This window comes from Streptomyces sp. Y2F8-2, assembly GCF_014905555.1.
Taxonomy (GTDB): Bacteria; Actinomycetota; Actinomycetes; order Streptomycetales; family Streptomycetaceae; genus Streptomyces; species Streptomyces cynarae.
The window spans coordinates 287,123-301,099 of sequence record NZ_BNGS01000002.1 but is presented as its reverse complement, the minus strand read 5'-3'; the positions used below and the strand labels follow the sequence as shown (position 1 = coordinate 301,099).

The window sequence follows — 13,977 nt, the reverse complement described above, 5'->3', positions numbered from 1 at the left end:
TCGGGCCGGGTCAGCCGACCCGGTGGCCGTTCTCCAGCTCCGCCGTGCCCGCGCCGTCCGCCAGCACGTCGAGGGCGGCGAGCACGCGGCGGCCGAGGGCGCCCGGCAGGTAGTCGGTGAGCTCCTCGCGGGGCACCAGGCGCCAGGACAGCAGCTCCTCCTCCTGCAGCCGGATCGCCTTGAGGTCGTCCTCGCCGAGGACCCCGCCGTCGTACAGGTAGGCGACCAGGGGCGGGCGTCCCGTCCCGTGCACCCAGTCGACCGCGAGCAGCCGGCCCAGCTCGCGGTCGAGACCGATCTCCTCCAGCGTCTCCCGGCGTGCACCCTGACGCGGGGTCTCGCCGTCGTCCGACTCGATCGTGCCGCCCGGGAGCGCCCAGCCCTCACGGTAGTTGGGCTCGACGAGCAGCACCCGGCCCCCCGCGTCGCGGAAGAGGGCGGCCGCGCCCGACAGGACACGGGGGAGGGAGGCGATGTACGCGGCGAAGTCCGGAGTCGTCATCCAGGAAGGGTAACCACTGCCCGGTCAGGAGACGGCGGACGTCAGGTACGTCAGGTACACACCTCCCGCACAGTCGGGCATCGTCCGAAGAGTCCAGCGGCCCTCCACCGTCCGGGAGGAGAAGTTCGACTCGGCGTCGTCCTCCTCCACCTCGCCCTCCTTCAGCGCGTATCCCGCCTTGGGGAGCCGCTTCTGCAGGAAGGTGAGTGCGGAGTCGAAACCGCCGCGGACGACGGTGGACACGACCAGCCGGTCGCCGGTGCGGTGCTCCACCGAGGTCACGACCGCGCCCTCGGGCACCGGCAGGTCGGCGGGAAACTCCTTGGGCAGCGGAAGTGAGGCGGCGGTGGGGCAGCCGCCGGGCGCCGATGCGGCGGCTGCCTCCACGGCCGGCCGCTCTGATGGCTCACTCGCAGCCGAGCAGCCGGTGACGGCCGCCAGAGCGAGGACGCAGCCGGCCAGCGCGGCGGTGGGCGGGAACGGCTTCACTTATCGGCCTCCCTTGGTCTTCTTGTGCTTGCCGGCGACCACGGCGTCGTACACGCCGTACAGCGTGTTGCCGGAGGACTGGCGGGCGATGGAGGCCAGCGCGTCGTAGTTCTGCGCGCCCCCGGTGGCGCAGGCGCCGGTGCAGCCGTCGGCGTAGGCGACGAGGACGCGGCCCTGGGCGTCGAGGGTGACGTCGATGAAGTCCAGGAGGTTGCGGTCCTGGCCGCAGGTGGTGCCGCCGGTGCAGATGGACCCCTTCTGGACCGGGTCGGTGGGGGTGGCGTCGGCGGTGACCCAGGACCGGCCGCCGTCATAGGTGGTGGCCACGTACAGGTGCCAGACGCCCTTGAAGCCGGCGGAGTCCTGGTAGTTCCCCCCGGTCGTGGTGCCGAGGAAGGCGAAGGCGGCGCGGTTGTCGTCACCCGCGGTCACGGCCGGGAAGACGATGTTCTTGATGCCGAGGGCCGCGCCGACGTTCTGGTCGTACAGCCACGTCCTGCCCTTGTCGTGGCTGACGGCGATCCGCGCGGTGCCGTCGCTGTTCTGGTAGCCCATGTAGACGGTCCCGCCGGCGCCGACCCCCACGCTCGGGTCGGAGTCACCGGGGGTGCTGGAGGGGTTCTTGCGGACGGTCCACGTCAGCCCGTTGTCCTCGGACACGGCCACGGCCTGGTTGCCGCCGCAGCCCTTGTTGGGCACGTAGACCGTGCCGTCCGGGGCGACCTTCACGTGTCCGTGCAGTCCGCCGCAGTCCAGCAGTGAGTACATCGGGACGGCCGGCCCGTACGTCAGACCGCCGTCCCGGCTGACCGCGCAGGAGGCGTCGGCGATGTCCTGGGAGCAGTAGTAGACGGCGTCGGGGTACGACGTGAGCGCGCCGGGACCGCCCGCGGCGAAGGGTCCGCCGCCGATGGTCTGGTGGTCCACCCCGGAGTTGATGCCGGAGCCGCCCGTCGGTGTCCACGTCTCGCCGTCGTCGTCGGTGTAGCAGGTCAGGGCGGTCTTCCCGGCGAGCTGCGACTCGAAGGTGCGATGGGTGGCCGGGTCGGTGAACAGGATCGGGTCGAGGCTGGTGAGGCTGCCCTGGGGGCAGCCGTCCGCCGCGTCGGCGCTCTTGTCCTGCCAGGTGGCGGTGCCCGCGCCGTCGTAGGTGACCTTGAGTGTCGAGGTGTAGGCCTGGAACATCGCGGCCCCGGTCGCGCGGTCCACACCGATCGAGGGTTCACCGGCGTTGTGCGCGTCCGCGATGCCGTCCGGTGCCGAGGAGTCGGCGTACGTCGGCGGGGTCGCCGTACTCGGCGGCGGATCGGCCGGGTCGGTGACCAGGCTCGCGGTGCCGGTGAAGCTGTCGCCGAGCGGTGCGTACGGCACCACGCGCACGGTGTACGACGCCGTCACCGCCGGGAGCAGCACGGTCTCGGGGTCGCTGCTGGAGGCCGAGGCGGCCACGACGTGACCGTTCGGGTCGAGGACGTACAGGTCGAAGTCGGCGGCGCTGTCGGGCCACTTGACGTCGATGCGCAGGCTGTGACCGGTGTCGTAGCCGGTGGGCACCGTCACCTTCAGCGCGTAGTCGTCGCACAGCTGCGGGTCGCCGCAGCTGACGGTGCCCGTGGTGCCGGAGACGTTCGGGACGGCGAAGGGTCCGCCGCTCCATGTGGTGGTGGGCGCGGTGTCGGTGACCGATCCGGCGGCTGGAGTGGCGGCGTCGGCCGACACACCGGGCAGGGCGCCGGCCACGAGAGCCATCAACCCCACGGTGACAGACCACCGCGACCGCGGGTGGCGGTGACGACGGAGCACGGAGAAGAGAGCCACAAGTACCTCGAGGGTTCGCGAGTCGGACGAAGGGCGGTGGTGCGGGGCGGTACGGGTGGTGCCTTCGTCTGCTCTACGGGGAGGTAGGGGCCGTCCGTCGCGCGGAAGTCGAACATTTTTCGGACGGGCTCCGGCTCGCTCAGGCCGCCTCGGCTTCCGCGAGCCGCAGGGTCCGTTCCGCCAGCTCGCTGATGCGGACACCGTCGAAGCCGAAGACGGCGCTGTGGACCGTGTCCTCCAGGGGGTCCTTCCACCGCGCGGGGATCGCTTCCGCGCCGGCGAGGACGCCCGCGACCGAGCCTGCGGTCGCGCCGTTGGAGTCGGTGTCCAGGCCGCCGCGCACGGTCAGCGCGATCGTGCGGGTGAAGTCGCCGTCGCCGTACAACAGCCCGGCCGTGATGACACCCGCGTTCGGAACGGTGTGGATCCAGCCGAGCCCGGCGGTCTCCTCCGAGACCGCGTCCAGCGTCTCCTCCCAGCTCAGCCGGGTCTCGTGGAGCGAGATCACCCGGCGTACGGTGCGGGCGAGGCGGCTGCTCGCGGGGATCACCGTCAGCGCGGTGTCGAGCGCGTGCCGGACGGTGGGCGCGGTGAACGCCGCCGAGATCAGCGCGGCCGCCCACATCGCCCCGTACACCCCGTTCCCGGTGTGGGACAGGACCGCGTCCCGGCGGGCCAGCGAGGCGGCGCGGCGCGGGACGCCCGGGCAGGTCCAGCCGTAGACGTCGGCGCGGATCAGGGCGCCGATCCACTCCTGGTAGGGGTTGTCGTAGGTGGCCGTCAGCGGGGGTTTGAGGCCGCCCGCGAGATTGCGGTAGGCGGCCCGCTCGGCCGTGAACGTCTGCAGATACGGCAGCCTGAGCAGCCACTGGTCGCCGACCTGCTCGGTGCTGAAGCCGAAGCCGTGCGTCTCCAGCAGGTCCAGGCCCAGGAGGGCGTAGTCGACGTCGTCGTCGCGGCAGCTGCCGTGGATGCGGCCGCGCACGCACTGACGCCACTCGGGGCGCAGGTCGAAGGCGTCGCTCTCGGTGGCGGGCTCGGGCAGGTAGTCGGTGAGCGGCAGCGCCGAGGCCTGCCGCAGATAGCGGTCGATGCGCTCCCGCGTCCACACATCGCCCCGCTCGACCGGCTTGCCGAGCATGTTGCCGGCGATCCGGCCCAGCCAGCCGCCGAGGACGCGGTCCGCGAGATCGGTGCCCACAGGGGTCATGGCGGTCATGGCTGAAGGTCTACCCGATTCCCGGGGCGCTCGCGCGGATTCCGGGGGCCGGACGGGGCATGACGGCGCAGGTGCGGTGCGGTTAGGGTCACAGCGGCGCGACTGCCCTGCCGTGTTCGATGTGCGCGGGGCCCGGAGAGCGAGGGGATTGCAGGTGGCGGACGCTGCAGTGAACGACACGCGAACGGCACGGCGGGTGCTCATCGCCGCGGACAAGTTCAAGGGGTCGCTGACGGCCGTCCAGGTCGCGGAGCGGGTGGCCACGGGGCTGCGCAGAGTCGTGCCGGACCTCGAGGTGGAGGCGCTGCCCGTGGCCGACGGGGGCGACGGGACGGTGGCCGCGGCGGTCGCGGCCGGGTTCGAACGACGTGAGGTGCGGGTCGCGGGGCCGCTCGGGCACGAGGTGACGGCGGCGTTCGCGCTGCGCGGCGACACGGCGGTCGTGGAGATGGCGGAGGCGAGCGGGCTGCAGCGGCTGCCCGCCGGGGTCTTCGCGCCGCTGACGGCGTCGACGTACGGGTCCGGTGAGCTGCTGCGGGCCGCGCTGGACGCGGGGGCGCGGACGATCGTGTTCGGGGTCGGCGGGAGCGCGACGACGGACGGGGGCGCGGGGATGCTGACCGCGCTCGGGGCGCGGTTCCTGGACGCGGAGGGGGAGCCGGTGGCGCCCGGGGGCGGGGGACTGGCGGAGCTGGCCCGTGCCGACCTGTCGGGCCTGGACCCGCGGCTGGCCTCGGTCGACCTGATCCTCGCGAGCGATGTGGACAACCCGCTGACGGGGCCGAAGGGCGCCCCGGCGGTGTACGGACCGCAGAAGGGGGCTTCGCCGGACGACGTGGAGACGCTGGACGCGGCGCTCGCGCACTGCGCGAAGGTGCTGGAGGAGGCGATCGGGGCGCGGGCCGCGGAGTACGCGGTGGCGCCGGGGGCCGGGGCCGCGGGCGGCATCGGGTACGGGGCCCTGCTCCTCGGGGCGCGGTTCCGCCCCGGCATCGAGGTGATGCTGGACGTCCTGGGCTTCGCACCGGCGCTCGAGCGGGCCTCGCTGGTGATCACGGGCGAGGGCTCGCTGGACGAGCAGACGCTGCACGGGAAGGCCCCGGCCGGGGTCGCGGCGGCGGCGCGCGCGGCGGGCAAGGAGGTCGTGGCGGTCTGCGGCCGCCTGGCCCTGCCGCCGGAGGCGCTGAAGAGGGCGGGCATCGGGCGGGCCTACCCGCTGACGGAGGCGGAGCCGGACGTGGCGCGGTGCATCGCGGACGCGGGGCCCATCCTGGAGCGGGTGGCGGAACGGATCGCGCGGGACCACCTGGGCTGAGCCGGAGCGGGTTTCGCCCCCGCCGCCCCTACCCGTCCCACCTCCAGGGACTCCGCCCCTTCAACCCCACCAGGGCCTCCGCCCCCGGGCCCCGGCGGGGACTGCGTCCCGTGCACCGCTGGCGGGGCCTCCGGCCTCGGGCCCCGGCGGGGACTGCGTCCCGTGCACCGCTGGCGGGGCCTCCTGCCTCGGGCCCCGGCGGGGACTGCGTCCCGTGCACCGCTGGCGGGGCCTCCTGCCTCGGGCCGCGGCCGGGACTGCGTCCCCTGCACCCCTCGCCGGGCTCCGCCCCCGCATCCCGCTGGGGCTTCGCCCCAGACCCCATCCGGGGGCCAGCCCCCGGGCCCCCGCTCCTCAAACGCCGGAGGGGCTGAATTCTCAGCCCGTCCGGCGTTTGAGGACGAGGCCGTCAAGGCCGAAGCGGGGGTCTGGGGGCGGCAGCCCCCAGGGACGGGAAGGGTAGGGGCGGCGGGGGCGAGACAACCCCACGTGCGCCCCGGGCAAAGCGGAGGGCCCCGAACCCAACCCGGTTCGGGGCCCTCCGCCGAAGCGCAGCACAGCGCAGCGTCGCGCGCTACGGCAACTGCGCCGCCCGCGCCTCCCGGCGATTGCCACGGAAGTTGTTCACCCGGCGAGCCGTGGCGAACAGCGGGATCACCGCGCCCATGACCAGCTGCAGCGCGCAGCCCGTCTGAAGCAGCAGCTGACCGCTCGGCGCGTCGAAGGCCCACGCCGCCAGCAGCCCCATCGACAGGACGATCCACGACAGCATCGCCACCGCGAGCCGACCCCGCGGCTTCGGGTACTCCACCCGGCTCACCATCAGCCACGCCGTCCCCAGGATCGCCAGCAGCGTGGCGAAGAACGGCAGCTCCAGCAGGACGATCGAGACGACCGTCAGCGCGCCGAACGGCGACGGCATCCCCTGGAACATCCCGTCCTTCATCGTCACGCACGAGAAGCGCGCAAGGCGGAGCACCACCGCCAGCAGCACCACGATCGCACCGACCGCCGCCACCCTCTGGTGCGCGTCGTCCGCCACCATGCCGTAGACCAGCACGAAGTACGCCGGCGCCAGGCCGAAGCTGATCAGGTCCGAGAGGTTGTCCAGCTCGGCGCCCATCGGCGACGACCGCAGCTTCCTCGCCACCAGGCCGTCGAACAGGTCGAAGACCGCCGCGCACAGCATCAGGATGACCGCCGTGGCCGCGCTGTGCCGCGCCATGCCCGCCGACTCGTCGTTGCCCGTCAGGTGCGGGATGAGGATGCCGGTGGTGGTGAAGTACACCGCCATGAACCCGCACGTGGCGTTGCCGAGGGTGAGCGTGTCCGCTATTGAGAGGCGGAGCGAGAGAGGCATCTCCTCCTCGTCGTCCACCTCGGCGGCCTCCGGCACCCAGCCGGACTGGGTATCGGGATCAATCACGGTCAAGGCGCGTCACCCCAGCCACGGTCTTCTGGCCGACCTCCACCGCGATCTCGACACCCTCGGGGAGGTAGATGTCGACACGCGAGCCGAAACGGATCAGGCCGATACGGTCGCCCTGCTCCACCTTCGTGCCCTGGGGGACGTAGGGGACGATGCGGCGGGCCACCGCGCCGGCGATCTGGATCATCTCGATGTCACCGAGTTCGGTGTCGAAGTGCCAGACGACGCGCTCGTTGTTCTCGCTCTCCTTGTTGAAAGCGGGAACGAAACCGCCCGGAATGTGCTCGACCGACGTCACCGTGCCGGCCAGCGGCGCACGGTTGACGTGGACGTTCAGGGGGCTCATGAAGATCGCGACGCGGGTGCGGCCGTCCTTCCACGGCATGATGCTCTGCACCACACCGTCGGCGGGCGAGATGACCCGGCCCTGGGTGATCTCGCGCTCCGGGTCGCGGAAGAACCACAGCATGCCCGCCGCGAGTGCGGTGGCGGGCACGGCCACGGCCTTCGCGGCGCCGGAGCGGCGCGCGCGGGCCAGGCTGAGGGCTGCGGTGGCAACGGTCGGGAGAAGCCACGGCGATGCTCCGCGCGCGAGGCGGACCCGGCCGCGTGGTGCAGAGGTTTGGCTGTGGGGCATGGATGACCTTCGTAGCGAGTGATGCCGCGCTTCAACGGGGGACGGCGGCTTTCCGGCCGATCGTACCGGTCGCGGACCACAACTGGGCAAGCCAGAAGGCCGAGTCGACGGCCGAAGAGTGTTGACGGGGTGTGATCTTCTTCGCGAAGAAAACACCCCGTATCGGCATATCTAACCCTGGAGTCGATACTCTTCGAGCAGTCGGCGACCGATGATCATTTTCTGGATTTCGGCGGTACCTTCACCGATCAGCAGCATCGGGGCCTCGCGGTAGAGGCGCTCGATCTCGTACTCCTTGGAGAAGCCGTAGCCGCCGTGGATCCGGAAGGCGTCCTCCACGACCTCCTTGCAGTACTCGGAGGCGAGGTACTTCGCCATCCCTGCCTCGAGGTCGTTTCGTTCACCGGAGTCCTTTTTGCGTGCCGCGTTCACCATCATGGCATGCGCCGCCTCGACCTTGGTGGCCATTTCCGCCAGTTTGAACTGGATGGCCTGGTGCTGGGCGATCGGCTTGCCGAAGGTGTGCCGCTGCTGGGCGTACGACACGCCGAGCTCGAAGGCACGCTGAGCGACCCCGCAGCCACGGGCCGCGACGTTCACCCGGCCGACCTCGACGCCGTCCATCATCTGGTAGAAGCCCCGGCCGGTGACCCCGCCGAGCACCCGATTGGCCGGAATCCGCAGGCCGTCCATGATGAGCTCGGTGGTGTCGACCCCCTTGTAGCCCATCTTGTCGATCTTCCCGGGGATGGTGAGGCCGGGGCGGACCTCGCCGAAGCCGGGCTCCTTCTCCACCAGGAAGGTCGTCATCGACTTGTGGGGCGCGGTTCCCTCGGGGTGTCCTTCGTCACTTCGCACGAGGACGGCGACGAGCGAGGAGGTGCCGCCGTTGGTCAGCCACATCTTCTGGCCGGTCAGGACGTACTCGTCGCCGTCCTTCACCGCCTTCGACGTGATCGCGGACACATCGGAGCCCAGCCCCGGCTCCGACATGGAGAAGGCGCCCCGGATCTCGCCGAGCGCCATCTTCGGCAGGAAGTAGTCCTTCTGCTCCTGCGTGCCGTGCTGCTTGAGCATGTACGCCACGATGAAGTGCGTGTTGATGATGCCGGACACCGACATCCAGCCGCGGGCGATCTCCTCCACGCACAGCGCGTAGGTCAGGAGCGACTCGCCCAGACCCCCGTACTCCTCGGGGATCATCAGACCGAACAGCCCCAGCTCCTTGAGGCCGTCGACGATCTGCTGCGGGTACTCGTCGCGGTGCTCCAGCTCGGTCGCGACCGGGATGATCTCTTTGTCGACAAAGTCCCGGACGGTGGAGATGATCTCCTGCTGGACGTCCGTCAGACCGGCGGTCTGGGCGAGTCGGGTCATGGCCTACTTCTCCTGCTCACGCTTTGAAATGTCCAGCAGTTCCGGGCGGCCCGGCTGCTCGCCGCCGCGCTCCTTGAGGTACGTCTCGGTCGGCACCATCACCTTGCGGCGGAACACGCACACGAGGGTGCCGTCCTGCTTGTAGCCCTTGGTCTCGACGTGCACGATGCCGCGGTCGTTCTTCGACTTCGAGGGCCACTTGTCGAGCACGGTCGTCTCCCCGTAGATCGTGTCGCCGTGGAAGGTCGGCGCCACGTGCTTGAGGGACTCGATCTCCAGGTTGGCGATCGCCTTGCCGGAGATGTCCGGGACGGACATGCCGAGCAGCAGCGAGTAGATGTAGTTGCCCACGACGACGTTCCTGCCGAAGTCCGTCGTCTTCTCCGCATAGTTCGTGTCCATGTGGAGCGGGTGGTGGTTCATGGTGAGGAGACAGAACAGGTGGTCGTCGTACTCCGTGACCGTCTTGCCCGGCCAGTGCTTGTACGTCGCCCCGACCTCGAACTCCTCGTAGGTCCGTCCGAACTGCATGCCGCTCACGCCTCCGGAATCTCGAACTTGCTGGTGCGCTGCATGCCGGCGGCGCGTCCCTTGCCCGCGACGACCAGGGCCATCTTGCGGCTGGCCTCGTCGATCATCTCGTCGCCGAGCATCGCGGAGCCCTTCTTGCCGCCCGCCTCCGACGTGTAGTACTCGTACGCGTCCAGGATCAGCTCGGCGTGGTCGTAGTCCTCCTGGGACGGCGAGAACACCTCGTTGGCGGCGTCCACCTGACCCGGGTGGAGCACCCACTTGCCGTCGAAGCCGAGTGCGGCGGCGCGGCCGGCGACCTCACGGAAGCCGTCGACGTTGCGGATCTGGAGGTAGGGGCCGTCGATCGCCTGGAGGTTGTTGGCGCGGGCGGCCATCAGGATCTTCATCAGGATGTAGTGGTAGGCGTCCGCCGGGTAGCCGGGCGGCTGCTCGCCCACGACCAGCGACTTCATGTTGATCGACGCCATGAAGTCGGCCGGGCCGAAGATGATGGTCTCGATACGCGGGGAGGCCTGCGCGATCGCGTTGACGTTGTTGAGGCCCTGGGCGTTCTCGATCTGCGCCTCGATGCCGATGCGGCCGACCTCGAAGCCCATCGTCTTCTCGATCTGCGTCAGCAGCAGGTCAAGGGCGACGACCTGCTCGGCGTTCTGCACCTTCGGCAGCATGATGCAGTCGAGGTTGGGCCCCGCGCCCTCGACCACGGTCACGACGTCACGGTACGTCCACTCGGTCGTCCAGTCGTTGACCCGGACCACCCTGGTCTTACCCGTCCAGTCGCCCTCGTTGAGGAACTTGACGATGGTGTGCCGCGCCTCCGGCTTGGCGAGCGGCGCGCACGCGTCCTCCAGGTCCAGGAACACCTGGTCCGCGGGGAGGCCCTGCGCCTTCTCCAGGAAGCGGGGGTTCGAGCCCGGTACGGCCAGGCAGGAGCGCCGCGGACGAAGGCGGTTGACCTGCGGGGCGGGCGTGGTCATGCGGGGACCTCCAGGGGGTCGAGCTTGTTCGCTTTCCGGATCTCGTCGACGATACGGCCGATGATCCCGGTGATGTCGAAGTCCTTCGGGGTGAAGACCGCGGCCACTCCAGCGGCCCTGAGCTGCTCGGCGTCGCCGTTCGGGATGATCCCGCCGGCGATCACCGGGATGTCGGCCGCGCCGGCCTCGCGCAGCCGCTCCAGCACGTCGGGCACCAGCTGGGCGTGCGATCCGGACAGGATGGACAGGCCGACCGCGTGCACGTCCTCGGCGAGGGCCGCGTCCACGATCTGCTCGGGGGTGAGCCGGATGCCCTGGTAGACCACCTCGAACCCGGCGTCACGGGCCCGCACGGCGATCTGCTCGGCGCCGTTGGAGTGACCGTCCAGGCCCGGCTTGCCCACCAGGAAGCGGAGCTTGCCGACGCCCAGGTCGCGGGCGGTGGCGTCCACCCTGCGGCGGACCTCCGCCAGCTTGGTGCCCTCCTCGGGAGCCACCGCGACGGGCGCGGACGACACGCCGGTCGGGGCGCGGAACTCGCCGAACACCTCGCGCAGGGCCCCGGCCCACTCGCCGGTCGTGACCCCGGCGCGGGCGCACTCCAGGGTGGCCTCCATGAGGTTCTCGGTGCCCTTGGCGGCCTCCTTCAGCCGCTCCAGCGCCTTGCAGGGGCGCGGGTGGTTGAAGGGCGGCTGGTAGCGGGTGTCGCGCCAGCGCTGGAGGGACTCGATGACGCGGGCCTCCACCGCCGGGTCGACCGTCTGGATCGCGGTGTCCAGGTCGGCCGTCAGCGGGTTCGGCTCGGTCCCCTCGAATATGTTGACGCCGACGATCTTCTCCTGGCCCGACTCGATACGGGCCCTGCGTGCCGCGTGCGAGGCGACCAGCTGCGACTTGAGGTAACCGGACTCGACGGCCGCCATCGCGCCGCCCATCTCCTGGATGTGCTCGATCTCGGCGAGCGCCGCCTCGACCAGCTCGTCCACCTTCGCCTCGATCACCTTCGAGCCCTCGAAGATGTCGTCGTACTCCAGCAGGTCGCTCTCGTACGCCAGCACCTGCTGGATGCGCAGCGACCACTGCTGGTCCCAGGGGCGGGGCAGGCCCAGCGCCTCGTTCCAGGCGGGAAGCTGCACGGCACGCGCGCGTGCGTCCTTGGAGAGGGTGACGGCCAGCATCTCCAGCACGATCCGCTGGACGTTGTTCTCCGGCTGCGCCTCGGTCAGTCCGAGCGAGTTGACCTGGACGCCGTAGCGGAAGCGGCGGTGCTTGGGGTTCTCGATGCCGTACCGCTCGCGCGTGATCCTGTCCCAGATGCGGCCGAACGCCCGCATCTTGCACATCTCCTCGATGAAGCGGACGCCCGCGTTCACGAAGAAGGAGATACGGCCGACGACGTCGCCCATGCGCTCCTGCGGCACCTGACCGCTGTCGCGCACCGCGTCGAGGACGGCGATCGCGGTGGACATCGCGTACGCGATCTCCTGGACCGGCGTGGCGCCCGCCTCCTGCAGGTGGTAGCTGCAGATGTTGATCGGGTTCCACTTCGGGATGTGGGAGACCGTGTACGCGATCATGTCCGTCGTCAGGCGGAGGGACGGTCCCGGCGGGAAGACGTGCGTCCCGCGGGACAGGTACTCCTTGACGATGTCGTTCTGGGTCGTCCCCTGGAGCTTGGTGATGTCCGCGCCCTGCTCCTCCGCGACGACCTGGTAGAGCGCCAGCAGCCACATGGCCGTGGCGTTGATGGTCATCGAGGTGTTCATCTGCTCCAGGGGGATGTCCTGGAACAGCCGGCGCATGTCACCGAGGTGCGAGACGGGAACCCCGACCCGGCCGACCTCGCCGCGGGCGAGGATGTGGTCGGGGTCGTAGCCGGTCTGCGTCGGCAGGTCGAACGCCACCGACAGACCCGTCTGCCCCTTGGCGAGGTTGCGCCGGTACAGCTCGTTGGACGCCTCGGCCGTGGAGTGACCGGCGTAGGTCCGCATGAGCCACGGCCGGTCCCTTTCTTTTTGCGCCTGCGGCAGAGGGCGCTCCACGCCCGTGGTCGCAGGCGCGGTCTCCCTCCCCGTCCCGGAGGGCTGACGCTCAGTCATCTGTGACCTCCGTCGCCTCAGACGTTCCGGAAGCGGTTGATGGCGTCGATGTGCTTGGCGCGCATCTCGTGGTCGCGCACGCCCAGGCCCTCCTCGGGCGCCAGGCACAGGACGCCGACCTTGCCCTGGTGGAGGTTGCGGTGCACGTCGTAGGCGGCCTGACCGGTGTCCTCCAGGGAGTACACCTTCGACAGCGTCGGGTGGATCTTGCCCTTGGCGATGAGCCGGTTGGCCTCGTACGCCTCACGGTAGTTCGCGAAGTGCGAGCCGACGATGCGCTTCAGCGACATCCACAGGTAGCGGTTGTCGTACTGGTGCATGTAGCCGGACGTGGAGGCGCAGGTGACGATCGTGCCGCCCTTGCGGGTGACGTACACCGAGGCGCCGAAGGTCTCGCGGCCGGGGTGCTCGAAGACGATGTCGACGTCCTCGCCGCCGGTCAGCTCACGGATGCGCTTGCCGAAGCGCTTCCACTCCTTGGGGTCCTGGGTGTTCTCGTCCTTCCAGAACCGGTAGTCCTCGGCGTTGCGGTCGATGATCAGCTCGGCGCCCATCTTGCGGCAGATCTCCGCCTTCTGCGGCGAGGAGACGACGCAGATCGGGGTGGCGCCGCCCGCGAGCGCGAACTGCGTGGCGTACGAGCCGAGGCCGCCGCTCGCGCCCCAGATCAGGACGTTGTCGCCCTGCTTCATCTGGGCGCCGTTGCGGGAGACCAGCTGCCGGTAGGCGGTGGAGTTCACCAGGCCCGGGGCCGCGGCCTCCTCCCAGCTCAGGTGGTCCGGCTTCGGCATCAGCTGGTTGGACTTGACCAGGGCGATCTCTGCCAGACCGCCGAAGTTCGTCTCGAAGCCCCAGATGCGCTGCTCGGGGTCGAGCATGGTGTCGTCGTGCCCGTCGGGCGACTCCAGCTCGACGCTCAGGCAGTGCGCGACGACCTCGTCACCGGGCTTCCAGGCGTTCACGCCGGGGCCGGTGCGCAGGACGACGCCCGCGAGGTCGGAGCCGATGATGTGGTACGGCAGGTCGTGCCGCTTGGTCAGCGGCGAGAGCTTGCCGTAGCGCTCGAGGAAGCCGAACGTCGACAGGGGCTCGAAGATCGAGGTCCACACCGAGTTGTAGTTGACCGAGGAGGCCATGACGGCCACCAGGGCCTCGCCCGGGCCGAGCTCGGGCAGCGGGACCTCGTCCACGTGCAGTGACTTGCGGGGGTCCTTGTCGCGGGTGGGCATGCCCGCGAACATCTCCGTCTCGTCCTTGTGCACGGTGACCGCGCGGTAGGACTCGGGGAGGGGGAGGGCGGCGAAGTCGGCGGACGTGGCGGTCCCCGACTGAATGGCGTCCAGGATGTCCTTCACGGTTGCCTCCGGCGAATGGCGTCTTGAGGGGAGACGCTGAGGGTTACGTCGGTGTGCTGCTGTTGGTGAGAGGGGTGCCGTCGGTTCGGCGGAGGTGGTGCTGGGCAGCGCTTTGTGGCGCGGAAGTTGCCTGTGACGCAGGCGTCCGGGCGCGCTCGCCGAAGGGCTTGCGGGGACAGCCGGCGTACGAAAGGTCTCTGCACGCCGGCCGCCCGGACACCATCAC

The 13,977-nt window shown here is 70.5% G+C and carries 12 protein-coding genes; 1 reads left to right on the top strand and 11 read right to left on the bottom strand.

Translation table 11 applies throughout. The features are described from left to right. Positions 1 to 10: 10 nt before the first annotated feature. From SY2F82_RS06715 to SY2F82_RS06700, 4 genes are all read right to left on the bottom strand, one after another. Positions 11 to 502, bottom strand: a complete 492-nt coding sequence (locus SY2F82_RS06715; protein WP_200418031.1) for an NUDIX hydrolase — start codon at positions 500 to 502, stop codon at positions 11 to 13. A 24-nt stretch (positions 503 to 526) separates the two neighbouring features. Next, positions 527 to 991, bottom strand: coding sequence for a hypothetical protein (locus SY2F82_RS06710; RefSeq protein WP_200418030.1), 465 nt, complete (start codon positions 989 to 991; stop codon positions 527 to 529). Then, the gene (locus SY2F82_RS06705; RefSeq protein WP_200418029.1) at positions 992 to 2,740 is read right to left on the bottom strand and encodes a sialidase family protein; all 1,749 of its coding nucleotides are present in this window, start codon (positions 2,738 to 2,740) and stop codon (positions 992 to 994) included. Positions 2,741 to 2,948: 208 nt separating this feature from the next. Beyond that, the gene (locus SY2F82_RS06700; RefSeq protein WP_200418617.1) at positions 2,949 to 4,019 is read right to left on the bottom strand and encodes an ADP-ribosylglycohydrolase family protein; all 1,071 of its coding nucleotides are present in this window, start codon (positions 4,017 to 4,019) and stop codon (positions 2,949 to 2,951) included. A 205-nt stretch (positions 4,020 to 4,224) separates the two neighbouring features. On the opposite strand from SY2F82_RS06700, the gene SY2F82_RS06695 reads away from it, so the two are divergent. Beyond that, the gene (locus SY2F82_RS06695) at positions 4,225 to 5,343 is read left to right on the top strand and encodes a glycerate kinase (RefSeq protein WP_200418616.1); all 1,119 of its coding nucleotides are present in this window, start codon (positions 4,225 to 4,227) and stop codon (positions 5,341 to 5,343) included. Positions 5,344 to 5,917: 574 nt separating this feature from the next. Here the strand turns inward: SY2F82_RS06695 and pssA are convergent. The 7 genes from pssA to ccrA all read right to left on the bottom strand — a co-directional run bounded on the left by pssA (position 5,918) and on the right by ccrA (position 13,751). After that, complete coding sequence (gene pssA / locus SY2F82_RS06690; RefSeq protein WP_200418615.1) at positions 5,918 to 6,739, bottom strand: CDP-diacylglycerol--serine O-phosphatidyltransferase; 822 nt, start codon at positions 6,737 to 6,739, stop codon at positions 5,918 to 5,920. A gap of 22 nt (positions 6,740 to 6,761) precedes the next feature. Then, positions 6,762 to 7,409, bottom strand: coding sequence for a phosphatidylserine decarboxylase (locus SY2F82_RS06685; RefSeq protein ID WP_200418028.1), 648 nt, complete (start codon positions 7,407 to 7,409; stop codon positions 6,762 to 6,764). A gap of 171 nt (positions 7,410 to 7,580) precedes the next feature. Further along, positions 7,581 to 8,786 carry an acyl-CoA dehydrogenase family protein gene (locus tag SY2F82_RS06680; protein WP_200418027.1) on the bottom strand — a complete coding sequence of 402 codons (1,206 nt, stop codon included), beginning with the start codon at positions 8,784 to 8,786 and terminating at the stop codon, positions 7,581 to 7,583. Positions 8,787 to 8,789: 3 nt separating this feature from the next. Further along, positions 8,790 to 9,317 (bottom strand): MaoC family dehydratase, encoded by a 528-nt coding sequence (locus SY2F82_RS06675; protein ID WP_200418026.1) that lies wholly within the window; start codon positions 9,315 to 9,317, stop codon positions 8,790 to 8,792. 5 nt (positions 9,318 to 9,322) lie between these two features. After that, entirely contained in the window at positions 9,323 to 10,297 is a 975-nt protein-coding gene (locus SY2F82_RS06670; protein ID WP_200418025.1) for a CoA ester lyase, read from the bottom strand. Continuing rightward, on the bottom strand, positions 10,294 to 12,396 hold the full coding sequence (locus tag SY2F82_RS06665; RefSeq protein ID WP_268980374.1) for a protein meaA: 2,103 nt from the start codon (positions 12,394 to 12,396) through the stop codon (positions 10,294 to 10,296). Before SY2F82_RS06665 ends, SY2F82_RS06670 begins: the two co-directional genes overlap by 4 nt. A gap of 17 nt (positions 12,397 to 12,413) precedes the next feature. Next, positions 12,414 to 13,751, bottom strand: a complete 1,338-nt coding sequence (gene ccrA, locus SY2F82_RS06660; RefSeq protein ID WP_200418024.1) for a crotonyl-CoA carboxylase/reductase — start codon at positions 13,749 to 13,751, stop codon at positions 12,414 to 12,416. Between the last annotated feature and the right edge of the window lie 226 nt (positions 13,752 to 13,977).